The sequence below is a fragment of the Epibacterium sp. HA2-3 genome (assembly GCF_055693725.2).
On record NZ_CM172490.1, the window covers coordinates 2,486,895 to 2,510,950 of the forward strand.

At 59.4% G+C, this 24,056-nt stretch carries 21 protein-coding genes and 1 riboswitch; of the genes, 7 read left to right on the forward strand and 14 right to left on the reverse strand.

Annotation, left to right across the window (positions count from 1 at the left end):
• Positions 1 to 19: 19 nt before the first annotated feature.
• A complete protein-coding gene (locus ACZ1HH_RS11620) occupies positions 20 to 1,342 on the reverse strand; it encodes an HlyD family type I secretion periplasmic adaptor subunit (protein WP_011539797.1) in 1,323 nt (440 codons plus the stop codon).
• On the reverse strand, positions 1,339 to 3,102 hold the full coding sequence (locus ACZ1HH_RS11625; RefSeq protein WP_487320287.1) for a type I secretion system permease/ATPase: 1,764 nt from the start codon (positions 3,100 to 3,102) through the stop codon (positions 1,339 to 1,341). Before ACZ1HH_RS11625 ends, ACZ1HH_RS11620 begins: the two co-directional genes overlap by 4 nt.
• A 190-nt stretch (positions 3,103 to 3,292) precedes the next feature.
• On the opposite strand from ACZ1HH_RS11625, the gene ACZ1HH_RS11630 reads away from it, so the two are divergent.
• Both ACZ1HH_RS11630 and ACZ1HH_RS11635 read left to right on the forward strand, forming a co-directional pair.
• A complete protein-coding gene (locus tag ACZ1HH_RS11630) occupies positions 3,293 to 4,054 on the forward strand; it encodes an MlaA family lipoprotein (protein ID WP_044026899.1) in 762 nt (253 codons plus the stop codon).
• A gap of 3 nt (positions 4,055 to 4,057) precedes the next feature.
• The gene (locus ACZ1HH_RS11635; protein ID WP_472636704.1) at positions 4,058 to 4,648 is read left to right on the forward strand and encodes an MlaC/ttg2D family ABC transporter substrate-binding protein; all 591 of its coding nucleotides are present in this window, start codon (positions 4,058 to 4,060) and stop codon (positions 4,646 to 4,648) included.
• A 129-nt stretch (positions 4,649 to 4,777) separates the two neighbouring features.
• On the opposite strand, the gene smpB is transcribed toward ACZ1HH_RS11635, so the two are convergent.
• From smpB to ACZ1HH_RS11650, 3 genes are all read right to left on the reverse strand, one after another.
• Positions 4,778 to 5,254 carry an SsrA-binding protein SmpB gene (gene smpB / locus ACZ1HH_RS11640; RefSeq protein WP_011539801.1) on the reverse strand — a complete coding sequence of 159 codons (477 nt, stop codon included), beginning with the start codon at positions 5,252 to 5,254 and terminating at the stop codon, positions 4,778 to 4,780.
• Between the two features lie 95 nt (positions 5,255 to 5,349).
• Entirely contained in the window at positions 5,350 to 6,216 is an 867-nt protein-coding gene (locus tag ACZ1HH_RS11645) for a DMT family transporter (RefSeq protein WP_011539802.1), read from the reverse strand.
• A gap of 72 nt (positions 6,217 to 6,288) precedes the next feature.
• Positions 6,289 to 6,852, reverse strand: a complete 564-nt coding sequence (locus tag ACZ1HH_RS11650; RefSeq protein WP_011539803.1) for a helix-turn-helix domain-containing protein — start codon at positions 6,850 to 6,852, stop codon at positions 6,289 to 6,291.
• A 141-nt stretch (positions 6,853 to 6,993) separates the two neighbouring features.
• On the opposite strand from ACZ1HH_RS11650, the gene ACZ1HH_RS11655 reads away from it, so the two are divergent.
• Together ACZ1HH_RS11655 and ilvD are read left to right on the forward strand one after the other, a co-directional pair.
• Positions 6,994 to 8,172, forward strand: coding sequence for a benzoate/H(+) symporter BenE family transporter (locus ACZ1HH_RS11655; RefSeq protein WP_472636705.1), 1,179 nt, complete (start codon positions 6,994 to 6,996; stop codon positions 8,170 to 8,172).
• A 138-nt stretch (positions 8,173 to 8,310) separates the two neighbouring features.
• Positions 8,311 to 10,155, forward strand: coding sequence for a dihydroxy-acid dehydratase (ilvD, locus tag ACZ1HH_RS11660; RefSeq protein ID WP_011539805.1), 1,845 nt, complete (start codon positions 8,311 to 8,313; stop codon positions 10,153 to 10,155).
• A gap of 221 nt (positions 10,156 to 10,376) precedes the next feature.
• Here the strand turns inward: ilvD and ACZ1HH_RS11665 are convergent, their stop codons facing one another.
• The gene (locus ACZ1HH_RS11665; RefSeq protein ID WP_472636706.1) at positions 10,377 to 11,195 is read right to left on the reverse strand and encodes a sulfotransferase family protein; all 819 of its coding nucleotides are present in this window, start codon (positions 11,193 to 11,195) and stop codon (positions 10,377 to 10,379) included.
• A gap of 136 nt (positions 11,196 to 11,331) precedes the next feature.
• Between ACZ1HH_RS11665 and ACZ1HH_RS11670 the strand changes: the two genes are divergently transcribed.
• Complete coding sequence (locus tag ACZ1HH_RS11670) at positions 11,332 to 12,909, forward strand: DUF5928 domain-containing protein (RefSeq protein WP_011539807.1); 1,578 nt, start codon at positions 11,332 to 11,334, stop codon at positions 12,907 to 12,909.
• 44 nt (positions 12,910 to 12,953) lie between these two features.
• Here the strand turns inward: ACZ1HH_RS11670 and tnpC are convergent, their stop codons facing one another.
• The 7 genes from tnpC to ACZ1HH_RS11705 all read right to left on the reverse strand — a co-directional run bounded on the left by tnpC (position 12,954) and on the right by ACZ1HH_RS11705 (position 19,346).
• On the reverse strand, positions 12,954 to 14,498 hold the full coding sequence (gene tnpC, locus ACZ1HH_RS11675; protein ID WP_168610441.1) for an IS66 family transposase: 1,545 nt from the start codon (positions 14,496 to 14,498) through the stop codon (positions 12,954 to 12,956).
• A gap of 54 nt (positions 14,499 to 14,552) precedes the next feature.
• Positions 14,553 to 14,906: an IS66 family insertion sequence element accessory protein TnpB gene (gene tnpB, locus ACZ1HH_RS11680; RefSeq protein ID WP_168595277.1), complete on the reverse strand. Its 354-nt coding sequence runs from the start codon at positions 14,904 to 14,906 to the stop codon at positions 14,553 to 14,555.
• Complete coding sequence (gene tnpA / locus ACZ1HH_RS11685) at positions 14,900 to 15,310, reverse strand: IS66-like element accessory protein TnpA (protein WP_472635111.1); 411 nt, start codon at positions 15,308 to 15,310, stop codon at positions 14,900 to 14,902. Before tnpA ends, tnpB begins: the two co-directional genes overlap by 7 nt.
• Positions 15,311 to 15,473: 163 nt before the next feature.
• Positions 15,474 to 16,208, reverse strand: coding sequence for a substrate-binding periplasmic protein (locus tag ACZ1HH_RS11690; RefSeq protein ID WP_011539808.1), 735 nt, complete (start codon positions 16,206 to 16,208; stop codon positions 15,474 to 15,476).
• Between the two features lie 158 nt (positions 16,209 to 16,366).
• Positions 16,367 to 17,005: a DUF1523 family protein gene (locus ACZ1HH_RS11695; protein WP_011539809.1), complete on the reverse strand. Its 639-nt coding sequence runs from the start codon at positions 17,003 to 17,005 to the stop codon at positions 16,367 to 16,369.
• A 167-nt stretch (positions 17,006 to 17,172) separates the two neighbouring features.
• On the reverse strand, positions 17,173 to 18,381 hold the full coding sequence (locus tag ACZ1HH_RS11700; RefSeq protein ID WP_472636707.1) for an aminopeptidase P family protein: 1,209 nt from the start codon (positions 18,379 to 18,381) through the stop codon (positions 17,173 to 17,175).
• A 179-nt stretch (positions 18,382 to 18,560) separates the two neighbouring features.
• On the reverse strand, positions 18,561 to 19,346 hold the full coding sequence (locus ACZ1HH_RS11705; protein WP_472636708.1) for an alpha/beta hydrolase: 786 nt from the start codon (positions 19,344 to 19,346) through the stop codon (positions 18,561 to 18,563).
• A gap of 103 nt (positions 19,347 to 19,449) precedes the next feature.
• On the opposite strand from ACZ1HH_RS11705, the gene ACZ1HH_RS11710 reads away from it, so the two are divergent.
• On the forward strand, positions 19,450 to 20,922 hold the full coding sequence (locus ACZ1HH_RS11710) for an NAD-dependent succinate-semialdehyde dehydrogenase (RefSeq protein ID WP_011539812.1): 1,473 nt from the start codon (positions 19,450 to 19,452) through the stop codon (positions 20,920 to 20,922).
• A gap of 23 nt (positions 20,923 to 20,945) precedes the next feature.
• On the opposite strand, the gene ACZ1HH_RS11715 is transcribed toward ACZ1HH_RS11710, so the two are convergent.
• A complete protein-coding gene (locus ACZ1HH_RS11715; protein ID WP_472636709.1) occupies positions 20,946 to 21,371 on the reverse strand; it encodes a globin in 426 nt (141 codons plus the stop codon).
• Between the two features lie 173 nt (positions 21,372 to 21,544).
• On the opposite strand from ACZ1HH_RS11715, the gene ACZ1HH_RS11720 reads away from it, so the two are divergent.
• Positions 21,545 to 23,716, forward strand: coding sequence for an esterase-like activity of phytase family protein (locus tag ACZ1HH_RS11720; RefSeq protein WP_472636710.1), 2,172 nt, complete (start codon positions 21,545 to 21,547; stop codon positions 23,714 to 23,716).
• Positions 23,717 to 23,885: 169 nt separating this feature from the next.
• Positions 23,886 to 24,020: riboswitch (FMN riboswitch) on the forward strand.
• Positions 24,021 to 24,056 lie beyond the last annotated feature (36 nt).

Sequence of the window (24,056 nt, forward strand, 5' to 3'; positions counted from 1 at the left end):
ACAGGTTTCTACGCGTTCCTCAACTTTCGCGGAACGCGCGTACGAAATAGTCCGAAAGTGGTTTTACAAGATAGGCCAATGGCGAGCGATCAGCAGTGCGGATAAAGCTTTCGACCGGCATCCCCGGGATGAGAACCGTGCCCTCCGGGAGCCGATCCATTTCGCCCGCATTCAACTCGATCTCGGCGCGATAGTAGGAGGCCCCGGTGGTTTCGTCCTGGAAAGCATCCGCCGAAAACAGCGTCACCGATCCAAACAGTTCCGGCGTTTGGCGCTGATCCAGCGCGGGCAATCTGATCGAGACCGCCTGGCCGACATGGATCTGGTCAATATCCGTCGGCGCAACCCGCGCAGCGATCACCAGGGGTCGGTCCTGCGGCACCAGATAGAGTACAGGGTCGGCGGGCCGGATGACGGAACGTGGGGTGCGCACACTCATCCCATAGACTACGCCCGAAACAGGCGCGGTAATGTCCAGACGGCCCAGTCGATCAATCAGAGAACGGCGCGTTTCAATCAACTCGAGCTCTCTGTAGCGCAGGTCGCGCAGGCGGGTGATGGCCTCCTCGCGGCGCTGATTACGGAGCTTCAGCGCCTCGATTTCGATCTCGGTGATGCGACCGCGTGCCTGCGCCTCACTCGCAATCAACTCGCCCAGCGTCCCTTGCAGGTTGGCCTGATTGCGCCTGAGGTTCAGCACCACCGACGCCTGCGCAAGACCTCGATCCAGCAGGGACTGCTGGTTGCTGAGCTCTTCTTTGATCAGAACCAGCTGTTCTCGTGTGGCCTCCTGCTGGGCGCGCACGCCAGTGATCTGATCCTCGATCTGGACCGCGCGCTTTTCAAGTTGCTCCACCTCGCGGCGCACCGACTCGCGTCGGGCGCGAAACAGGCGGGCTTGCCCTTCGACGAGTTCAGCCACTTCGGGGCGTTGCTGCGCCAGCGTCAGGAGTTCTGCATCAAAGCTGATGGTGTCCACCTCATCGCGCTCGGCCTCGAGCCTGCCTCGGCGGGCCATCATCTCAAACAACTGTCCTTCGGTAATCGTGAGCTGCGAGCGCAGGTCCACCGCGTCAAGACGAACCAAGGTCTGGCCAGCGGTGACCAGATCGCCCTCGTCCACAAGAATGTCTTCCACGACTCCGCCATCGATGTGCTGCACAACCTGACGGTTGCGATCCACTTCGATCTGGCCAGAGGCGACAACCGCCCCGGCGATATTGGAAAAAACCGCCCAGGTACCAAAGCCGCCAAGCAGAATGATCACACCCAACGCGCCCGCGATCAGGGCTCCGCGTACGGACCAGCTTTTGTGCGCTGTCTCAGTCATTGGGTCGATCATTGAGGGCCTCCCTTCAGCGCATTTGCTCCCTGAGCCGGGCGGCGCGCACCAGAGGGTTGCAGTTCGCGGTGATTTGCAACCATTTTCCGCAGCACCTCATCTTTGGGGCCAAAGGCCACCATCGCGCCTTGCTCCACGACCAAAAGCTTGTCGCATTCCTGAATGGCAGCGGGACGATGGGCCATGATGAGAACAGATTTCCCCTGTGATTTCAGCCTCTTGATTGCATTATTCAAGGCAACAGAGCCATCATTGTCTAGATTGGAGTTCGGCTCATCCAGGATCAGGATCACCGGGTCGCCATAAAGGGCACGAGCCAGGCCGATGCGCTGCATCTGACCGCCAGAGAGGCGACCACCGCCAGAGCGCACCTTGGTGTCATAGCCGTCGGGCAGGCTCACGATCATCTCATGCGCCGCGGCGGCCTTCGCGGCCTCGACCACCGCCCGCGCGTCGGGGGACGAGGCGAGGCGGGCAATGTTCTGCGCGATCGTACCTTCAAAGAGCTCTACCCGTTGCGGCAGATACCCGATGTGATCCCCGAGCACCGAGGGATCGTATTGTGACAGCGCTGCGCCATCCAGGCGCACGGTCCCAGCCGCCGCACGCCACGCCCCGGTCAACACGCGCGCAAGGGTAGACTTGCCGGATCCCGAGGGGCCGATCACGCCGATGGCTTCGCCCGGCTCCACCCGAAAAGTCACGTTGCGCAGCAACGGGCGCGTCTCGCCGGGGGCTGTGGCGGCGACCGCCTCGACCTCCAGTTTCGCCTTGGGCTTTGGCAAGGCTGTCCGAATAGGCTCTGGCGGGGTCTTGCTCAGGAGGGTTTCAAGATTGCTCCAGCCCTTGCGTGCGCGCTGCACCAGAGGCCACTGCCCCAGACCAACCTCAATCGGTGAGAGCGCACGCCCCAAAAGGATCGACCCCGCGATCATCGCACCCGCACTTACCTCGCCCTGAAGCGTCAAATAGGCGCCAAGACCAAGCATCGCCGATTGCAAGAACAGGCGCAGGGTTTTGGTCACAGTGCTGAAGCTCCCGGTGACATCCGACGCGACAACGTAATCCGCCAGCGCCTTGTCTCGAGCGTGTCTCCAACGCTGGAATGCGGATTCGCGCATGCCCATGGCCTGAATCATCTCCGCCTCGGTGCGGATCTCTTCAGATTGCAGGGTCGCGTGATGACCACTGACCATCGCGGCTTTGCTGGGGGCCGCGCTCAAGAGCTGATTGAGCAGCGCAATCGCGATCAGCACGCTGCCACCTCCAATCGCCAGCATCCCCAGCCACGGGTGAAACAAGGCAATCCCCGCCAAGAAGATTGGGGTCCACGGCAGATCGAATGCGGCCATGAGACCGGGAGAAGCAATAAATTTCTGCACGCTCTCCAGATCGCTCAGGCCCGTCTGCGCCTCTGGATCATTGGCAATCGCCGAGCGCCGGATCATTGCATCAAACACACGCTTGTCCAGCGCCGCCTGAAACCGCGCCGCGACGCGACGCATGATCCGCCCGCGCACGGCGTCCAGGAGCCCCATCATCGCATAGAGGAAAATCACCAAAAGAGTGAGCGCCAGCAGCGTGGCCTCAGATCGGCTGCCCAAAACCCGGTCATAGACCTGCATCATATAGAGCGGTCCGGTCAACATCAGCATGTTGACGAATGCGCTGAACAGAGCAACCGTCCAATAAAGTTTGCGGCTTTGACGGCGTACTGCCAGAAGCTCTGCGCGTCCCGCGTTTGCAAATTTGTTGTTCATAACTTTCCAGTACAGCGCCTCTACACTTCCTTATAAAGCCTCGGCACTCATTTCAAAGAGTGACTGGAATCTGTTCCATATCTGTCACATTATATGGCTTTGCTGTGATCCGGGCTGGGAAGTGACGCAAAGATTGCTAAGTGACCCTAGGATGCGTGACCCGGCGCCAGTTATAACTGAATTGGTAGACATGATTGCCCTGTTTAAAAAATCCGTGACCGCGATGGCCTTTTCCGCGGCGGTCCTGACTTCGGCCTGTGCCACCCAAGACCCTGCCGCCAAGGCCGCCGGTGAGATTTTCGACCCCTACGAGAATACAAACCGCTCCATTCACCAGTTCAACAAAGGGCTCGACCGCTATGCGTTCCGCCCGGCGTCCAAAGGCTACGTCGCTGTGGTTCCGCCCGATATGGTTACGGCTTTTGGCAATTTTGCCGAGAACCTGTCCAAGCCCGGCGACGCAGTGAACTATCTGCTACAGGGAAATTTCAAAGGTGCTGGGCAAGCGCTGGGGCGTTTTGCCGTGAACACCGTCCTCGGGATCGGTGGGCTTGGCGATCCCGCATCTGATTTCAAGATGCCCGAAGCCCGGACCGACTTTGGCGAGACCCTGCATATCTGGGGTGCGGGCGAAGGCGCCTATGTGGAGCTGCCCGCTTATGGTCCCTCCACCACCCGTGATGCTGTCGGGATCGTGGTCGACTTTTTCACCAACCCGCTCAGCCAGTTTGAGAACAATCCCGCCGAAGACCTGCAGATCCCGGCCGAGATCGTGGATCAGCTTGGCAATCGCGGTACATATTCCGACACGATCGATTCGATTCTTTACGAGAGCGCCGACAGCTACGCACAGGGCCGCCAGATCTACCTGCAGAACCGCCGTTTCGAGCTGGGGCAGGAAGACGTGAATTCCGAGATCGATCCGTTCGAACTAGATACCGGAGGGTTCTAAGCCATGCTTCGCCGTCACTTCCTCGCCTCGCTTGCAGCGGTTGGCGTATCCACCACAGCGTTGCCCGCCCTTGCGCTCAATGAAAGCTCGGCGTCGGCCCTGATCAACGGTCTTGTGTCCGACATCAACAAGGTAATCGCCTCTGGCAAGTCAGAGCGCGCCATGTACGGCGATTTTGAGCGCATTTTCCAACGCTACAGCGACACCTCCTATATTGCGGCCTACGCGATGGGTGTGGACGCCCGCCGGGCCACCAACGCTCAGAAACGCGCTTTCTCCAACGCGTTCCAAGGCTATATCGCCCGCAAATACGGCAGCCGTTTTCGCGAATTCATAGGCGGTCGCCTTGAGGTGACCGGCGTCAAGAAGGTCAAGAGATGGTACGAGGTCTCCTGCGTTGCCTATCTGCGCGGCCAATCCCCGTTTGAGGTCACCTTCCATGTGTCAGACCGTTCGGGCAAGGATCTGTTCTTCAACATGTTCATTGAAGGCGTGAATCTTCTGCTCACCGAACGCACCGAAATCGGCGCGATGATCGACCGCAACGGCGGTGATATCGACAAGATGATCTCCGATCTCCAGAAACTAAGCTGACCTGTTCAGACCTCTTAAATAAGGCCCCGGAAGAGTGCGCTCTTTCGGGGCTTGTTGTTTGGCAATGAGATCTGAATGTAGGCAAGCCATGCTTGATCACTCAAGCGCGCAGAAACCCACAGACTCTGGTTAGCCGTGATCCTTGAGCAGGCGTTGTTTCTGGCGTGACCAATCGCGTTTGGCCTGGGCTTCGCGCTTGTCGTGGTTCTTCTTACCCTTCGCGATGCCGATCTTGATCTTCGCCATGCCACGATGGTTGAAATAGAGAACCAGCGGCACAAGGGTCATCCCCTTGCGCTGGGTTGCGTTCCACAGATCCGCCATTTCCTTGCGCGACACCAAAAGCTTCCGGCGGCGGCGCTCTTCGTGTTTGAAGACCTTCGCCTGTTCGTAGGGCGCGATATAGGAATTGACCAGCCACAGCTCGCCTTCCTCCACCGCAGCATAGGACTCCGCGATGTTGGAGCCACCCGCGCGTAGGGATTTCACCTCGGACCCTTCAAGCATGATGCCGCATTCGAGATCCTGCTCGATCGCATAGTCAAACCGCGCGCGCCGGTTTTCAGCTATGACTTTGTAATTCGGGTCTGTCTTTTGTTTCGCCATGGGGCGCAGATGTAAGTCGCCGAGCAACGGCGTGCAAGATCACCTGATGCACAAAGCAGGCATTCTGTGCTGCAAAGGCCATGCTCGGCGCGCTTTCACGCCTTCTGTCGCTGATTGCGCAGAAGCGTAAAGATCCCGCTGCCCACCACCAAGGCGGAGCCCAAGAGCGTCATCACATCCGGGCGCTCTCCAAACACTGCAATTCCAAGCGCCATGGCAAAGACAAGCCGGGTGTAGCGAAACGGCGCAACCACAGAGATTTCTCCGGTCCGCATCGCGCCCGTAAGTGCCATATAGGCCAGGACCCCGACCGCCACTGCCGCCGCGAGCGTGCCGCTCTGCGCAACGGTTGGCCAAACTGCTCCACCCGTCCAAGACAACAGGATCACGCCCGCAATCACCAGCATTGCAAAGCCAAAAAGCCCAAGCTGTGCATTGCTCATGGTTTTGGGAGCTGCGCGGGTCGCCAGATCCCGCCCCGCGAATCCAAGCATGCCCGCAACTGCGAGCAGAGAGGTGGCCTCAAATCCACTGAGCCCCGGGCGCAGGATCATCAAGACGCCGAGAAACCCGACACAGATCGCCAGCCATCGCCGCCAGCCCACGGACTCGCCAAAAAACACCACAGCCCCGGCGGTCACCACAAGCGGGGTGGCCTGCAAAATGGCTGAGGCCAGGGACAAAGGTGCCAGAACAATCGCCAGGGTGAAGAACAGACGCCCCGAGACTTCGGCCACAAAGCGCCACAACAGCGGACGCGTGCAAAACCCCGGGTGCCAGAGCGCGGAGCCTTGCGCACACGCCATGATCGCAAAGATCACCATCCCGCCCAGCCCAAAAAGGATCAGCACTTGCCCAGTGGGCATCGCAGCGGCGACCGACTTAATGATCATATCCTCGACGGCAAAGGCCGCCATTGCGAGCGCCATCAACAGGCTGCCTCGCAGGGTGTCACGTTCCATACTGAATGCCCTGATCGAAAATCTTGCGCTCAGTGGTACGCGCATTCACAACCGCAGGACAAGCCAGTGGCGTCAATCTGCCGCGCGTGACAGGGCCGCCTGCCGGTAGTGGTGCATATTCAGAAAGGCGGCTCCCGTGCTCAGGCTGCGATACCCATGCGGCTGATCGGCATCAAACCGCAAACCCTGCCCTGTCTCCAGCGCAACCCAGTCACCGTCCCGCAGCACCTCCATACGCCCCTCAAGCACAAAGACCTCTTCCGTCACGCCCGTATCGTGGGGCAGCGACTCATGGCTTTGCCCGGGTTTGAGGCTGACGTGAAATGTTTCTGCGCCCAGGCTTGGGTCATAGGGAAAGACGATTTTGACTGCGATGCTGCCGGGAAACTCGACCGTGCGATAGACTTCACCACTGCGCCCCGAGGGCCGGGTGCTCTCTTCGATCAGCGCCGTCAGAGGGAGGTGGAAGCCTTTGGCAATCTTCCACAGCGTCGCGATCGTCGGGCTGGATTCGCCGCGCTCTATCTGCCCAAGCATCGCCTTGCTGACCCCGGTAAGTTCCGCAGCCCGGGACAAACTCAGACCCGCCGCCGCGCGAATTTCGCGTAAGTTCAACGTGATACTCTCGTCGCTCATGCTGCTCCCCTGACCATTTCGGCCAATGCGGCCCTCATCCGTGGGCCATAGAAAAAATGACTTGTGCGTTATAGCGCACGAATTGTAGTGTGCGCTATAACGCACAACGCTTACCCCAGCCCCTGCCCGAGGAAAACCCTGATGCTGCGCAACCTCAAACTCTCTCACCTCGCTGCGGGAGCGATTGTTGTGCTGGTAGGATATACCAGCTCGGTCGCCATCATCTTTCAGGCGATCGAGGCGGTGGGGGCAACGCAGACACAGGCCAATAGCTGGCTGGTGGTTCTGGGGCTGGGTATGGGGCTCACGAGCCTTACCCTTTCCTTGCGGTTTCGCATGCCGATCCTCACGGCATGGTCGACACCGGGTGCCGCACTTCTGGCAACGGGACTGGATGGGGTCTCATTGCCACAAGCGGTGGGGGCCTTCCTGTTTTGTGGCGCACTCCTGACCCTAACGGGGCTCACGGGCTGGTTTGAACGACTGGCAAAACTGATCCCCGACTCGCTTGCAAACGCGCTCCTCGCTGGGATCCTGTTCCAGTTTGGACTCTCGGCGTTCCACGCCCTGAGCGATGATGCAGCACTCGTGGGGGCCATGGGCGTCACCTTTCTGGCGGGCAAAGTCCTTTTCCCGCGCTATGCGATCCCGGTCGTGCTGCTCGTCGGCTGCCTCTGGGCCGCGGGGGCAGGATCGTTTGGCGACCTTGATGCCCTCACCTTCAGCCTCAGCATGCCAGAATTCGTGGCACCAGAGTTCTCACTCCCGGTCCTGATTGGTGTGGGACTGCCGTTGTACGTCGTGACCATGTGTTCGCAAAATATGCCGGGCGTGGTGACATTGCGCGGTGCCGGATACCCGCCCCCGGTCTCTGCCAGCCTTACCGTCACCGGGCTAGCATCCCTGATCCTGTCACCGTTTGGTGGCTTTGCCTTCAACCTGGCCGCCATCACGGCCGCCATCTGTGCCGGACCCGAAGCTGACGAGAATCCCAAGAGCCGCTATCTCTCAAGCGTGATTGCCGGGGTTCTCTACTGTCTGGTGGGCTTGGGTGGCGCGACCGTCATCAGCCTGTTTCTCATCGCCCCACAGGCCTTGATCGCGACCGTTGCGGGGCTTGCGCTTCTGTCGACCATCGGCAACAGCCTCTCGGCCGCATTGGCTGAAAGCCGGGGGCGCGAGGCCGCGCTGATCACCTTCATGATGACAGTTTCGGGCGTGACTTTTGCGGGAATCGGTGCCGCTTTCTGGGCTCTCCTGATAGGGCTTGCTGTCACCCGTCTGACTGCGCTGCCACTTCCGCAACCCATCAAGACCTGATGACCTGAACCGCCGCGGTTTTGCAAAACACTGAAATCGCGGCCCCTTGAGTAATTTCGTGACCACAAACCGCCCCGACATGTTGCCTTTACTGCGCGAATAGTGTCCCTGTGGGCAAAAATATAGGGAACCAGCAATATGCCGATGTACCGATCAAGAACCTCCACCCACGGTCGCAACATGGCCGGCGCTCGTGGCCTCTGGCGCGCCACTGGCATGACCGAAAGCGATTTCGGCAAGCCGATCATCGCCATCGTGAACTCCTTCACCCAATTCGTCCCCGGCCACGTTCACCTCAAGGATCTGGGGCAGATGGTGGCCCGTGAGGTTGAGTCCGCTGGCGGTGTGGCCAAGGAGTTCAACACCATCGCTGTGGACGACGGCATCGCCATGGGCCACGATGGCATGCTCTATTCGCTCCCCTCGCGCGAGGTGATCGCGGATTCGGTTGAGTATATGGTCAACGCCCATTGCGCCGACGCGATGGTCTGTATCTCCAACTGCGACAAGATCACCCCCGGCATGATGATGGCCGCAATGCGCCTCAACATCCCGGTGATCTTTGTGTCCGGTGGCCCGATGGAAGCGGGCAAGATCGACATCGACTCCCTTGATGCCAAGAAAATCGACCTCGTGGACGCAATGGTTGCCGCCGCAAGCGACAAGCTGACCGACGAGGAAGTCCAGCACATCGAGGAAAACGCCTGCCCCACATGTGGCTCCTGCTCTGGCATGTTCACCGCAAACTCGATGAACTGTCTGGCCGAAGCCCTTGGGCTTGCGCTGCCCGGCAATGGCTCCACCCTGGCCACCCACTCGGATCGCAAGCAATTGTTCCTCGAGGCGGGGCGCAAGATCGTCGAGATCACCAAGCGCCACTATGAGCAGAACGAAAAAGGCCTGCTGCCGCGCGAAATCGCCACCTTTGAGGCGTTTGAGAACGCCATGAGCCTTGATATTGCCATGGGCGGCTCCACCAATACCGTTTTGCACCTCCTCGCCATCGCGCATGAGGGCAAGGTAGACTTCACCATGCAAGACATCGACCGGCTGAGCCGCAAGGTGCCCTGCCTGTGTAAAGTCGCGCCCAATATCGAGAACGTCCATATGGAGGACGTTCACCGCGCCGGTGGGATCTTCTCGATCCTCGGGGAGCTGTCCCGTGCAGGCCTCCTGCACAATGACGTCCCGACGGTCCACAGCGACAGCATGGGTGAAGCCATCGCCCATTGGGACATCGCTGTGGCGGACAACCAAGCGGCGAAGGACCTCTTCAAGGCCGCTCCCGGCGGAGTGCGTACGACGCAGGCCTTCAGCCAGTCCAACCGCTTCAAGGATCTCGACATCGACCGCAAGGGCGGCGTTATCCGCTCCAAGGAACATGCCTTCAGCCAGGACGGCGGCCTCGCGGTGCTCTTTGGGAATATCGCACTGGATGGCTGCATCGTGAAAACGGCGGGCGTGGACGCCTCGATCCTGAAGTTCACCGGCAAAGCCTATGTCTGCGAGAGCCAGGACCAGGCCGTCAATGATATCCTCACCGGCAAAGTTCAGGCGGGCGATGTAGTTGTCATCCGCTATGAGGGGCCGCGCGGGGGACCGGGCATGCAGGAAATGCTCTACCCAACGTCCTACCTCAAATCCAAGGGGCTCGGAAAAGACTGTGCTCTGTTGACCGATGGGCGTTTCTCCGGCGGCACGTCGGGGCTTTCCATTGGCCACGTCTCGCCCGAAGCCGCCGAAGGTGGCACCATCGGCCTCGTGGAGCATGGCGACACCATCGAGATCGATATCCCCAACCGTTCCATCCACCTGGCGGTGGATGAGGCCACCCTTGCAGCGCGCCGCGCCGCGCAGGATGAGAAAGGCTGGAAACCTGTTGCCAAGCGTAAACGCAAGGTATCAACCGCGCTCAAGGCTTACGCCTTGCTGGCCACATCTGCAGCCAAAGGCGCTGTGCGCCAACTGCCAGACGACGAGTAATCAACGCGGTTGATCGCAACGCAAAGGCCCCTCAAGCGCAAGGCTGAGGGGCCTTTTTTACCTTCGGAGTCAGCGCCACGGGTCACGGGCCGCAGAGCCGCCAATCTGCTTTGTTTTCCAGAAAGCGCAGGCCGGGCACGCGCCCGGCGCTCGGCCCAACTGGATCAGATCATTTTAATGAACGCAGCACAGGCCGGAGCCCTGCCCGCGTGCCCCGTGGATCAATCCCCGAGCTTGGCGTGGAGCTCATCAAGATCGATCTCAGCAATCGGCATCTTGTTTGCAGGGTTTTCAAAATCGTATTTGAAAACCTCGAAATCGCGTTTGTAGATCTCATAAACGAGGTGCATTGACAGATCGTCAAAATAGTCCTCGACCGGATGCGCGCGTTTGGGACCGTGCCCCTCGCTTTCGTTGAACCGGGGGATTGACGCCAGATCGACAGGATGCGGCGTTTCAATCGCATCCAGCACCTGCTGCATACCTTCGTTGAACTTCTCCGTCCAGATCACCTTGTCGTAGCGGCCTCCGTTGACGATGAATGTCGCCACATGCCCCGAGGTTGCCGACCAGTGAATGTCAGGCTCCATGGGGCGACGCCACCGGATCGTATCCCGCGCAAACAACAAGAAACGCCGAAAACTCTTGATCTGGTCAAACTCCTGCTTGCCATCCTCGCCGCCGACCTCGATGCCGTATTCATACGTCAATTGTGGTACCAGGTTGCCCCGATACCGGCGCCCATTGCGCTGTATGCCGCAAATCTTGTCAAAAAACGAGCTTAGGATCCGAGTGTAGGGATTGCGCACGCAGGTAAACGCATAGGCACGGTGCGCGATCACATTGCTCTCGATCAGGGGCTTGCTCTCGACTTGCGCCCATTTGTGCAGCCCCGCGGTCGAGTCGTGAATGTCGCCGTCAAAGAACCGCCCGTGATCTGAGTAATACATGATCTGGCCAATGGTCGAACAGGCGCATTTTGGCACCACGCGGTAGACCACGCTCTCACTCTCGGTCATCCAAGTGCCCGGAAATCCCATCTCTCACACTTCCCTTGTGTCGCGTGGGGCAAGAATGCCCTATCTGGCGGTCAATGAAGAACAATCTGGTTTATTCAGCCCTACTTCCACTTTATCAAGGAAACAGTTCGATAAAACAGGCTATTGCATCCTAACTATGGCAAAAATCGCCTATATTCTGCTCTGTCACAAGGATCCGGAGGCCATCATTCAGCAGGCCAACCGGCTCACTGCGACCGGCGATTTTATGGCGATCCACTTTGATGCCCGTGCCAAGACCCGCGACTATCGTGCTATCCGCTCCGCGCTTTCAGACAATCCCAACGTGACGTTCGCCAAGCGTCGGGTGAAATGTGGTTGGGGCGAATGGTCCTTGGTGCGCGCCACACTCAATGCGCTGGAGGCAGCTGTCGACGAGTTCCCGCGCGCAACGCATTTTTACATGCTGTCGGGGGATTGCATGGCGATCAAGACGGCGCAATACGCGCGCGCCTTTCTCGATCAGCACGACAAGGATTTCATCGAGAGCTTTGATTTCTTCGAGAGCGACTGGATCAAGACCGGGATGAAGGAGGACCGGCTGATCTATCGCCACTACTTTAACGAACGCACCCAGAAACGCCTGTTCTATGCCGCGTTCGAGCTTCAGAAGAAGCTCAAACTGACGCGGGAGGTGCCCGCCGATATTCAGGTCCAGATCGGCAGCCAATGGTGGTGCCTGCGCCGACGCACCGTCGAAGCTGTGCTCGCGATGACACGCAAACGCCGCGACGTGATGCGTTTTTTTGCCTCGACCTGGATTCCGGATGAGACATTTTTTCAGACGCTTGTGCGCCACCTCATTCCTGAAGATGAGATCGAAAGTCGCACACTTACGTTTTTAATGTTCAGCGACTACGGCATGCCGGTGAATTTTTATAACGATCACTATGATCTGTTGCTGGGGCAGGATTTCCTGTTTGCGCGCAAAATCAGTCCTGATGCAAAAGAACTGAAAACGCGCCTCGGGCGTCTGTATGCCGCGCGAGATGTGGAGTTCAAAATTTCCAACGAGGGGCGCAACCTTTACAAGTTTCTGTCCGAGCGCGGGCGCACCGGACAGCGTTTTGCACCGCGCTTCTGGGAAACCGAGAGCAGCCTCGGGCGCGAGCGTGAATTGTTGATCCTCACCTGCAAGAAATGGCATGTGGCCAAACGTATGCTGGAGCAGATCCGCACGCTCACCAATACGCCCGCGATCGAGTATCTTTTCCACGAAGAAGGCACGCCCCTGCCCGATCTTGGCGGCATCCAGCGCACCCTCGCCAAACGCACCCGTCATCGGCGCGCCCTGGTGCGGATGCTGTTTGACTATTACGAGACCGACCGGCTGATTATTTGCCTTGATCCGTCCGCGCTCGAACTGATGCATGATTTCTATTCAGACCGGTCCCACACACGGCTCCTGCGGATCGACTGCGATTTTTCGGACAGCTACCTCATTGGCCACGCGCATCGGGTCGGGCTCGCCGGTGAACATGCGGCCAAGGCAACGCTTGAGCGACTGCTACCCGCAATCCGCAACGACATCAGCAATGAAATTGACCAAATCCGCGATGCGGGTTTTGTGCGCCATTGGACGGTCGCGGAACGCGGCCCCGAGAGCGACAACGCTCTTGCGGTTTCACAGTTTCTGGACGTGCCGGTTGAGACCGCCCTTGAGGTGGTGCGCACGCCCTATCTGTTCGCCGACTAGTCAACACTGTGTAAGCGCTGTCGCCACCCCACGCCTGTTCAGCTTTACGGGGTGAAGTTCCAAGGTAGCAGCTCGTCGATCCTGCTGGCCGGGTGACCGGCGGCGATGGCTTCCAGGGTCGCCTTCAAATAGGCAAAGGGCGCGACGCCGTTGATCTTCGCGGTGGCTATCAGGGAGGCGATGCGGGCCCAGGTGCGGCCGCCCTCGTCGTGGCCGGCGAAGAGTGCGTTCTTTCTTGTCAGGGCGATCGGGCGGATCAGGTTTTCGACGGCGTTGGAGTCCATCTCGACGCGGCCGTCGTGGAGGAAGGTCTGCAGGCCGCCCCACTGGCGGTGGATGTAGGTCAGCTTCTCGCCGAGGCGCGACTTGGCCGAGATACGCAGACGCTGTGCCTGCAGCCAATCACCGAACTCGGCCACGAGGGGCGCGCTGCGGGCCTGACGGGCCGACAGACGTTGGCCCGGGCCCATGCCCCGGATCTCGGCCTCGATGCGGTAGAGCTCAGCGATCCGGCGCAGGCCCTCGGCGGCGATTTCCGAGCCGTCGCGGTCGAAGACCTCCTTCAGCTTGCGCCGCGCATGCGCCCAGCAGTGGGCCACCGTGATCGGCGCGCCGCCCTTGCGGGACGGGCGCGTCAGCCGGTCATAACCGGTGTAGCCGTCGAGCTGCAGGATACCGTCGAAGCCCTGAAGGATCTGTTCCGCGTGGGCGCCGGCGCGGCTGGGCTGGTAGGTGAAGACGACACCGGGCGGGTCTTCTCCGCCCCATCCGCGATCATCGCGGGCCAGGGCCCAGAGGTAGCCGGTCTTGGTTCGGCCGCGTCCGGGGTCGAGGACCGGAGCCGTGGTCTCATCCATGAACAGCTTTCCGGAGGACTTGATGTGTTCCGCCAGCCGGTCGACCACGGGGCCGAGGTGGAAGGCGGCGGTGCCTGCCCAGTCCGCCAGGGTGCTGCGGTCGACTTGGATGCCGGAGCGCGCCAGGATCTGGCCTTGGCGGTAGAACGGCAGGTGGTCCGCGAACTTCGAGACCAGCACATGAGCGATGGCGCCCTCGGTCGGCAGACCGCCCTCGATCAGCCGCGGCGCGGCGGGCGCCTGGGTGACCCCGTCCGAGCAAATGCGGCAGGCATACTTCGGCCGGATGTCGACCAGCACACGAAGCTGCGCAGGCACGATGTCCAGACGTTCGGTCCGATCCTCGCCGATCTGGTGCATGCGGCCGCAGCCGCAAGGACACTCAAGGCTCGCCGGTTCGATGACACGCTCGATGCGCGGCAGGTCCGCGGGCAGATGGCCGAGATTGCGCTGCCGTGTCGCGCGCGGGGTCTGGGTGGAGGGGGCGGCCTGCTCCCTGCGGGTCTCGACCTCGGCGACGGCGGTTTCCAGGTCTTCGAAGGCAAGCTGCCGGTCGTCATCACTCAGCTTCTCGGACCGTTTGCCATGCACGACATGGTTCAACTCGGCCACGAGATGCTCGAGCCGCCGGTTGGCTTCCTTCAGGGCGCCGTTTTCCTGCAGCACCGCCAGAACGGCGGCGCGCTGGCTCTCAGGGATCGCGGACAGGTCGATGGGCGGGGCGTCGGGCATGGCTGGATTATACCGGGCCCGGGGCGCCAATGCCCGGTTATTCAATAGGCTGAGTCACTCTGCCACAGCCGGTCGGCGCACCTCCAGAGATCGAACCCTGCGCCAGTCCAAACCGGCAAACAGGGCCTCGAACTGCGCCCGGTTCAGGGTCATTGCCCCATCGCGGATCGCGGGCCAAGTGAAGGTGTTTTCTTCCAGCCGTTTGTAGGCCATCACGAGTCCGCTGCCGTCCCAGAACAGGATCTTCAACCGGTCGGCGCGCTTCGACCGGAACACGAAGACCGTGCCCGTGAACGGATCCTCGGCAAGCGTCGACTGCACGAGCGCTGCCAGGCCGTCATGGCCTTTGCGGAAGTCCACCGGTTTTGTCGCAACCAAAATCCGGAGGCCCTGTGAGGGCATCAGCATGGCGAGGTCCCGAGCGCATGCGCGATCTCGGCGATCCGGGTCGCGGGCGTGCCGGGCGCCAGCTCGATCCTGACTTCGCCTGAGACGATCCGGATCACCTCTTTCGGTGCCGCCATGTCCGGTTCCGGCAGCACCTCCGGCACATCGCAGACTACCAGCGGGGCGAAGACCGGTTCGTCCAGCTCCGCTGCTGGCAACACCAGCTTCCCCTGCTTCGCCAACCGGCGCCAGGCCGACAGCTGGTTTGGCAAGACTCCATACCGCGCCGCCACGCCATTCACTGTCGCGCCCGGTTCGAGCGTATCCGCCACTGCCCGGGCCTTGGCTTCATCCGGCCACCGCCGGTGACCCGACGCGTAGATCTCCACGCCCAACGATTTGAGAAACGAATTTGTAGTGCACATTGCGAAACGCACTCCCCACTGTGAGATGTGCAAGATCTCGCAGTACGGGATAGGCGCTACAACGTGGGGCCGGGACAGCGCTTACAACACTGTTGTCCTTCGAGGCCGCGTATTGCCCAAACGACGGGCCTCAGTCTCACAAACAGAGCGTGCACTCGCAGGGTCACAACCCGTGCTTGGACTTCAACTCGGCGATCACATCAGGGTTGGCTGCCATCCAGGCATCGAATTTTTCCACCACCTCTGAATGTGTAGCGGACGAAAGATGGTAGTTTGAAACCGAGTGCGGCAACCCTTCGTCGAACACGAGGGCTTCGGCCTCCATGCCAATATCAGTCAGAACGCGGCGCACTACGTCCTGATTGGCATATGCACCATCAATCCGTCCAGCAAGCGCCTGGCGCACCATGCCAGAGAAGCTGGAATTTTCAGTTAGCGCGACTGCACCACTCTGAATTCGGTCCATCCAAGCAAACGCAGTAAAGCCCAAGACGGTGCCCAAGCGTTCGATCGACTCCACGGGCTGACCTAGATTTTCGGGTAGAACCATAACACCGTCGATCGCTTCAACCACTGGTGCAGAATAGGTGATGCTCTTGCCTTCCTTGAGGTCGGCAGACCAGAACGCGTTGTCGGGATACTTCAGATCGACGTCCCCGTTGACCATCGCCTGCATAAGCCTGGAGATCGGCAGCGCGCGATAGGTGAGCGTATAGCCCTCGTCCTCGGCAAAACGATTGAGCACATCAGCCCCAAACCCAGAATAGCTATCTCCGTCCCAATAGTAATGTGGGAGGTACTCGATGTTTTCAACGCCGACGACCAAAGTCTCGGCTGAATGGGCCGTGGGGATCCATGACACGGTGGCAAGGCCAAGCGCCGCGATCAGTTTTTTCATTATATCTCTCCGTGATGAGGTCTACGTCACATCAACGGAGTGTTAGCCGTCTGCGCTTTCGGCCCAATTAATCGGCACAGGACACAGGACCCATATTCACGGCAAAAACCAAGTAGGACTTTCAAACGATACCGCGCGTTGGAGGATGCGGTTTCGCGTCAAGACTTTCGACCAAACCAGCGCCGCAGGCCACGGGTGCGGTCATCAATCGCATCCCCGGCGGCATAGAATCCATCTTCGACGTTCTCGAACAACGGATCCAACCGATTGCGTTTGAAGCGACGCAGACGCACAAATATCGCCCAGCTCACAGCCGCGAGCAGCACCAGAATACTGATCGAAATCCAATTGATCGGCTTGTCATCCGGTCCCGCCGCCGGAGAGATGGACACCGCATTGGGGAACGATGTCAGAAGCTGACTGCGCCAGCCATAATGCATGATCCGTACCCACTCCGGGTCGTCTTTGGTGGAAATCGCATCATTCGCCTCTGTGTAGAGATTGGCGGTGTCGAATTTGAAATAGGGCGGCCAATTCCAGCCGGTGTCCTCGTTGCGATAGACAATAGCATCGCCATTGGGGCGCACCGCCTGAATGAATTGTACATCGCGATTGAGGAGCGCGGCGCTTTGGCTGTCTGGCGTCGACCAGAACATACGCGTCCAATCGCCCAGCTCCTTGCGCTCTTCATAAGTGTTAACGATGCGCACGACGTCATATTGGGGCAACGTGTAGTGCAGAAAGCTCCCAACAAAGAGCCAGAAGATCAGAATGAAAATCCACTTCACATAGGCCATTTTGCCCCCTCAAACACTGCGCCACCTTATCTAATGTCGGATCTGCGGCGTCGCAAAGCAATGACATAAGGCGAAATTTTGCGGCGACTGAGCCCGAGATCAGGGCTCAGCACCGGCCCGCGTTGGATGCAAGTCCCGCGCGCGCCGGTCAAGGGTTTTATCAGGGATTAGCCCACAACGTTGAACTCGGGCCCGTAGGGATATTTGGTGATATTTTCATTGCCGTCTTCGGTAATGATGAGAATATCATGCTCGCGATAGCCCCCTGCACCAGGTTCGCCGTGAGCAATTGTCAGCATGGGCTCCATCGAGATCACCATGCCCGGCTCCAGCACAGTGTCGATGTCTTCGCGCAGCTCAAGCCCCGCCTCTCGGCCGTAGTAGTGCGACAAAACCCCAAAGGAATGCCCGTAGCCAAACGTGCGATATTGCAGCAGGTCGCGCTCTTCAAAGAAGCGGTTGATCTTATGCGTGATCTCCGCGCAGCTCGCGCCAGGCTTCAGAAGCGACATGCCATATTCATGCGCCGCGACATTGGCCTCCCAGATCTTGAGGCTCGCGGGGTCGACCTCCTGCACAAACATCGTCCGTTCCAGGGCAGTGTAATAGCCCGAAATCATCGGGAATGTATTGAGCGACAGGATGTCTGCACGCTGCAGCTGACGTGCGGTGACCGGGTTATGCGCTCCATCGGTGTTCAGGCCAGATTGGAACCAAACCCAAGTGTCGCGATACTCCGCATCAGGGAAGCGGCGCGCGATCTCCAGTTCCATTGCGTCCCGCCCGGCCATGGCAACATCGATTTCCCTCGCACCGGCTTTTACCGCGTCGCGAATAGCAAACCCGCCCACATCTGCCACCGCAGCACCGGCGCGGATCATCTCGAGCTCTGCCGGTGATTTGTGCATGCGCTGCACCATGGTCGCCTCGTAGAGGTCCACCACTTTTGCAGGGGCGAGGAAATGGTCGAGCTTGCCGCGTTGCAACAGCGTCAGGTGATCACCTTCGATGCCGACAACGCGCTGCGCGCCCGCCACCGACAGAATAGCCCGCCAGAAGTTGTCACGCTGCCAGTCGGTGTAGGTGATGTTGTCACAAAAACAGCGCCGCCACGGCTGGCCCGCGTCGATCCCGGCACTGATGGTCACCGCCTGATCCGCCGTGACCACCAGCCCATAGGGTCGCCCGAAGGCGCAATAGGTAAACCCCGAGTAATAAGAGATATTGTGCATGGAGGTGAAGACAGCGGCCTCCACTCCCAGATCGGACATGGTGCTGCGCAAGCGCGCGATGCGCTCTTCGTATTCCGCGACAGAGAACTGCAACGGCGCTTTTTCACCGTTATGGAAGCGATACATTTCAGGACGAGCAGTCATGCTGGACCCTCCTTTTGACAAGAAGATCCCGGCGTACAGGATGTTTTTTGAGATGTTGAACCCGTGGCCAAACCACGCGCGACGCCATCGCTGGTTCTGGCGGAATGATGCGAGGAATCTCCGCATGCGGCAAGCGCTTTTTTTCCTTGCCCGAAGCATACTCCGGGCAAGGCAGATCCTCAGGCGGTGATCACCGCAACCAGATCGCTTTCTGGGTCCGCAAGCGGTTCGATCACGTTGAAATGGTGTTTTTCAAAGGCGATGACGTGATCCGCATCCCAGGCTTCCACCAGCCAGATCGCCTGATCAAGAAATGCGGGCCGCTCCGCCCCGCCGACCCAGACAGTCACTTTGGCGTCATAGCGGTTTTGCATCTCGACCGGGCTCTCAGCGGTGGCCGCGTGGGCGTCCATCTTGAACTTCTCGTTCATCGAGGTACGCAGCAACGGACGCAGATCTGAGAGTGGAGAGATCGGCACAACGTTGCGAATACGTGCCCCAACGGTCTCCGGCAGCACTTCGGGGTCAAGCATCCGCGCAACCAGATGCCCCCCGGCGGAGTGGCCCGCCAGAACGATCGGACCATCGATCTCTTTTGCAGCTGCCGTTACAGCCTGCGAAATCTGCTGCGTGATCTCGGAAATGCGCACCTCGGGGCAAAGATCGTATGACGGCATCGCCACCGCCCATCCTTTTGAGAGCGCCCCAACCGCCAGATGCGACCAGCTCGATTTATCGAATGCCATCCAGTACCCGCCATGCACAAAGACAAACAGCCCCACGGGGGTGCCTTCGGGCAGGAACAAATCAAACTTGTGTCGGTCACCTTCGCCATAAGAAAGGTTCAAGCGCGCCCGGTCCTGCAGACTGTTGCGGAAATCTTCTGCGGAGGCCGCCCAGCGCGGAGGATAGTCTGCGGCTCCTTCGATATAGGCTCCGTTGGCATAGGCGTCGTCGAGTTCCATCATTTTCCCTTAATGTGTTAAGCTTATGGACTTATCGGTGTCACTGGACAACATTAGGCCCAACTGCTTTTGATTTGCGAGACTCGAATTTGCGGAGGAACCGATGCTCGACGCGACAACCGACCTGAAATCCCTTCTGGCGGACCCCACCCTGCTGGAAGACCGGGCCTACATCAATGGCGCTTTTGTCGCTGGCGAGGGCACATTTGAAGTGACCAACCCGGCGCGCGGTGATGTGATCGCCAATGTGGCGGATGTCAGCCGCATGCAAGCCCGCGACGCCATTGCAGCAGCACAGGGCGCGCAAAAGGAATGGGCGAAATGGACTGGCAAGGAGCGCGCAGGCGTTCTGCGCAAATGGTTCGACCTGATGATGGCCCATCAGGAAGATCTCGCCGTGATCCTGACGGCTGAAATGGGCAAGCCGCTGGCCGAGGCACGCGGCGAAATCGCCTACGGTGCCTCTTTCATTGAATTCTTTGCCGAAGAGGCCAAGCGCGTCTACGGCGAAACCATTCCTGGTCACCAACGCGACAAACGGATCACCGTGATCAAGCAACCCATTGGCGTTGCCGCTTCGATCACGCCATGGAATTTCCCCAACGCCATGATCACCCGCAAGGCAGGGCCGGCACTGGCGGCCGGCTGTGCCTTTGTGGCGCGCCCGGCCTCTGAAACACCGCTCTCCGCCACCGCACTCGCCGTATTGGCAGAACGCGCGGGCATCCCTGCGGGTGTTTTCAATGTCATCCCCGCTTCGGACGCCTCCGGCATTGGCAAGGAATTCTGCGAGAACCCGATTGTGCGCAAGCTGACGTTTACCGGGTCAACCAACGTCGGTCGAATCCTGCTCCGCCAAGCAGCGGATCAGGTGATGAAATGCTCCATGGAGCTCGGCGGCAACGCACCTTTCATCGTGTTCGATGACGCCGATCTCGATGCGGCGGTCGAGGGCGCCATCATGTGCAAGTTCCGCAATAATGGCCAAACCTGCGTCTGTGCCAACCGGATCTATGTGCAGTCTGGGATCTATGATGCGTTTGCCGCCAAGCTGAAGGAAAAAGTCGAGGCCATGAAGGTCGGAGACGGGCTTGAGGATGGCACGCACTTTGGCCCATTGATCTCTGAGGCTGCGGTCAAGAAGGTCGAAGACCACATCGCGGATGCCATGGACAAGGGTGCCGAGGTAATCCTAGGCGGCGCGCCATCCGAGCTCGGTGGCACCTTCTTTGAACCCACTATCGTGACTGGCGCGACACCGGACATGGCTTTCGCGCAGGATGAGACCTTTGGCCCGCTCGCGCCGCTCTTCAAGTTTGAGACCGAAGACGAGGTGATCGAGATGGCGAATGACACCATTTTTGGCCTTGCATCCTATTTCTATGCCAAGGATCTGAGCCGCGTGTACAAGGTCGCCGAGGCGCTGGAATACGGAATTGTGGGGATCAATACCGGGATTATTTCTACCGAGCTTGCGCCCTTTGGAGGTGTCAAGCAATCAGGGCTTGGACGGGAAGGCAGCCATCACGGCATCGAGGACTATCTCGAAATGAAGTACCTCTGCATGTCCGTTTAAACCCCTTGACCGTAAAATGAATCTCAGGCGGCTGGGGGTTCGATCCCGGCCGCCAACGCCCGACACAGACGACCAATTGCATTGTCCCAGGCAGAAACCTCGGCCGCCGTGAGTTCAGCTTGCATGACCTCGCAAAACGCCAGATGCAACGCCCGTTGTGCCGTATACATCTGGTCCAATGTCAGCCCCAGGTGCTTGTGTCGTTGCAACAAGTCATCAACCAGAACCATCATGTCCCGATCTCGTCCGAGACTCTGCATCCCAGTGGTCAGAACGCGGGCAAACATTTCTGTTTGATGCGAGAAATCACGGGTGAACATGGCCTCGGCGTCAGGTAGCTCAAGAAACAGATGGTGGTAGAACTTTTCTGCCAACGCGGCCTTTTGTGCAAAGACCCTATTAAAGCTGACCTTGATGAGTTGCACTTCAATCTGACGCAGTATCGCCATTCCCATCGCACACCTCGAACATTTTGGAGGGCCGGTTTCCGTCCACGAGGATAGCAATGTTGTGTAAACACCGGCTTACACAGACGTCACGAAACATACAAAAAACCGTTGCGAATAGTTTGCACAACGCGGGCATGGCCTTGGCATCGATTTCATTCCTACAGGAGCTGCCGATGTCCCTGCGCCTAGTGTGCCTGACCTCCGCCCTCGCGCTGACCGCCGGTTTTGCGCAGGCTGAAAAAGCCTTCAACCGGATCGCGTCTTTCCCCGTCATCAAGAACATGGCCGAAGGGGCCGACCAGAGCCGCGAAAGCTCGCCCGAGATCATCGACGTGACCGCCGATGGCATGACGCTGGTCTATACCGACAGCCCGCTGGGCGCGCTTGGGATGATCGACATCACCGATGCCGCCAACCCGGTGCCCAAAGGCAATATCGCCCTTCCGGGCGAGCCCACCTCGGTCGCAGTGGTCGGTACCATCGCATATGTCGGGGTCAACACCTCGGAGAGCTACACCCAGCCTTCCGGGCAAGTCATGGCCTTTGACACCGCAACAGGCGCGGAACTTGCCTCCTGTGATTTGGGCGGTCAGCCAGACTCCCTCGCAAAATCCAAGGACGGCGCCTTCCTGTCCATCGCAATCGAAAACGAACGCGACGAAGACCTGAATGACGGGATCATTCCGCAATTGCCCGCAGGCAACCTCATTATGATCAACACCACGCAAGACGGCCTGAACTGCGCCAGCATGAAGATGGTGGATCTGACCGGTCTGGCCGAGATCGCAGGATCGGACCCGGAGCCAGAGTATGTCTCGATCAACAACCTCGACGAGACGGTTGTGACGCTGCAAGAGAACAACCACATGGTCGTCGTGTCCAGGGATGGTGAGATTCTCAGTCACTTCTCCGCAGGCGCCGTGGACCTCGATGGCATTGATGCCACCGACGAGCGCGGTGCACTGATCTTTGACGAAAGCCAGAAGGGGCGCCTGCGCGAACCTGATGCTGTGACTTGGATTGACGCAGATCACTTTGCCACCGCAAACGAGGGGGACTACAACGGCGGTTCGCGCGGTTGGACCATCTTCCACAAAGACGGCTCTGTGGTCTATGACTCTGGCGTTTCCTTTGAGCATGCCATCATCCAGATCGGCCACTACCCGGACAAACGTTCCGATGCCAAAGGTGTCGAACCGGAATCTGTGACCTTCGCAGAGTTTGACGGCACACCTTTCGTGTTTGTCGGGGCAGAGCGCGCCTCGGTCGTGGGGGTCTATGACGTCACCGACCCGGCAAAACCGGTTCTGACACAGTTGCTGCCCTCTGGTACCGGCCCCGAAGGCTATGTGACCATTCCCGAGCGCGGCCTTCTTGTTTCAGCCAACGAGAAAGACCTCCTCGAAGACGGTGGCGCACGGGCGCATGTGATGCTCTTTGAGCTTCAGGATGGCGCAGCCACATATCCTCATCTGACCTCGGCAGGAGCCAAAGAGCTGATCGGCTGGGGCGCCATCTCCGGCATGGTTGCGGATGAAGACGGTATGATCTGGGCGGTCAATGATAGCTTTTACGGCTTCCAGCCCTCGATCTTCAAGATTGACCCCTCTCAGACCCCAGCGCGCATCACCGATGTGATCCGCATTCATCGCGCCAATGGCGACGCTGCGCAAAAACTCGACCTCGAAGGGATCACGCTTGATGGCGAAGGCGGCTTCTATGTGGCGTCCGAGGGCCGCACGGAACGCGCGATCCCGCACGCGATCTATCACGTCAGCGCCGAGGGCCTGATCAAAACCAACAAGGGTGAAATCGCGATCCCCGCAGAGCTGCAGTCCGTCGAGAAGCGCTTTGGCTTTGAAGGCATCACCAAGGTTGGCAACACGCTCTGGATGGCGGTGCAGCGTGAGTGGAAAGACGATCCCGAAAACCATGTAAAGCTGGTTTCCTACAATCTGGATACCAAGGAATGGGGCGCCGTTCTTTATCCAAAGGCAGCGCCGGCCACAGGCTGGGTTGGTCTGTCGGAAATCGTGGCGCATGGCGATCATGTCTATGTGATTGAGCGCGACAACCAGCATGATGACCGCGCAGTCACCAAGAAGATCTATCGCATTGCGCTCTCGGATATGGTTCCTGCCCCGCTTGGCAGCGATCTCCCTGTCGTGACAAAGGAAGAGGTCCGCGACCTGCTGCCTGACCTGAAATCCACCGGCGGCTATGTGCTCGACAAGGTTGAAGGTCTGGCCATCCTGGCAGACGGCACCGCTTGGGTGTCGACCGACAATGACGGTGTCGATGACAGCTCTGGCGAGACGATGTTCTGGTCGTTCAAGGTCGACTGATCCGACCCACGATCTGTCCGGCGCCTGCCATCATGGCGCCGACGTCGCCGCACAGCAAAGGGGTCCCTAGCGGGGCCTCTTTTTTGCATCTTACGTCGCGCGCAATTCGCAGCTGCGTGCTTTTCTTTGCGCAATCGCTTCGCTATCAGGTTCATGCCTCATCATGAGGCGATATTCTCAGGGCAGGGTGAAAGTCCCTACCGGTGGTCACAGCCCACGAGCGGCCCTTGGTTTGACAAGGGTGACAGCAGACCCGGCGCAATTCCGGGGCCGACGGTCACAGTCCGGATGAAAGAGAATGGAGAGACCCGCGCCCTTCGCCATGTGCAGGAGGGCTTTG

Coding starts and splice junctions, on each gene's coding strand:
- ACZ1HH_RS11690 (WP_011539808.1), bottom strand. CDS start 16,208: ATGAAAAAACTGATCGCGGCGCTTGGCCTTGCCACCGTGTCATGGATC.
- tnpA (WP_472635111.1), bottom strand. CDS start 15,310: ATGTGCACTACAAATTCGTTTCTCAAATCGTTGGGCGTGGAGATCTAC.
- tnpC (WP_168610441.1), bottom strand. CDS start 14,498: ATGCCCGACGCCCCGCCCATCGACCTGTCCGCGATCCCTGAGAGCCAG.
- ACZ1HH_RS11655 (WP_472636705.1), top strand. CDS start 6,994: ATGCTGCGCAACCTCAAACTCTCTCACCTCGCTGCGGGAGCGATTGTT.
- ACZ1HH_RS11620 (WP_011539797.1), bottom strand. CDS start 1,342: ATGATCGACCCAATGACTGAGACAGCGCACAAAAGCTGGTCCGTACGC.
- ACZ1HH_RS11635 (WP_472636704.1), top strand. CDS start 4,058: ATGCTTCGCCGTCACTTCCTCGCCTCGCTTGCAGCGGTTGGCGTATCC.
- ACZ1HH_RS11720 (WP_472636710.1), top strand. CDS start 21,545: ATGTCCCTGCGCCTAGTGTGCCTGACCTCCGCCCTCGCGCTGACCGCC.
- smpB (WP_011539801.1), bottom strand. CDS start 5,254: ATGGCGAAACAAAAGACAGACCCGAATTACAAAGTCATAGCTGAAAAC.
- ACZ1HH_RS11700 (WP_472636707.1), bottom strand. CDS start 18,381: ATGACTGCTCGTCCTGAAATGTATCGCTTCCATAACGGTGAAAAAGCG.
- tnpB (WP_168595277.1), bottom strand. CDS start 14,906: ATGCTGATGCCCTCACAGGGCCTCCGGATTTTGGTTGCGACAAAACCG.
- ACZ1HH_RS11665 (WP_472636706.1), bottom strand. CDS start 11,195: ATGGGATTTCCGGGCACTTGGATGACCGAGAGTGAGAGCGTGGTCTAC.
- ACZ1HH_RS11695 (WP_011539809.1), bottom strand. CDS start 17,005: ATGGCCTATGTGAAGTGGATTTTCATTCTGATCTTCTGGCTCTTTGTT.
- ACZ1HH_RS11705 (WP_472636708.1), bottom strand. CDS start 19,346: ATGGAACTCGACGACGCCTATGCCAACGGAGCCTATATCGAAGGAGCC.
- ACZ1HH_RS11650 (WP_011539803.1), bottom strand. CDS start 6,852: ATGAGCGACGAGAGTATCACGTTGAACTTACGCGAAATTCGCGCGGCG.
- ACZ1HH_RS11670 (WP_011539807.1), top strand. CDS start 11,332: ATGGCAAAAATCGCCTATATTCTGCTCTGTCACAAGGATCCGGAGGCC.
- ilvD (WP_011539805.1), top strand. CDS start 8,311: ATGCCGATGTACCGATCAAGAACCTCCACCCACGGTCGCAACATGGCC.
- ACZ1HH_RS11630 (WP_044026899.1), top strand. CDS start 3,293: ATGATTGCCCTGTTTAAAAAATCCGTGACCGCGATGGCCTTTTCCGCG.
- ACZ1HH_RS11715 (WP_472636709.1), bottom strand. CDS start 21,371: ATGGCGATACTGCGTCAGATTGAAGTGCAACTCATCAAGGTCAGCTTT.
- ACZ1HH_RS11710 (WP_011539812.1), top strand. CDS start 19,450: ATGCTCGACGCGACAACCGACCTGAAATCCCTTCTGGCGGACCCCACC.
- ACZ1HH_RS11645 (WP_011539802.1), bottom strand. CDS start 6,216: ATGGAACGTGACACCCTGCGAGGCAGCCTGTTGATGGCGCTCGCAATG.
- ACZ1HH_RS11625 (WP_487320287.1), bottom strand. CDS start 3,102: ATGAACAACAAATTTGCAAACGCGGGACGCGCAGAGCTTCTGGCAGTA.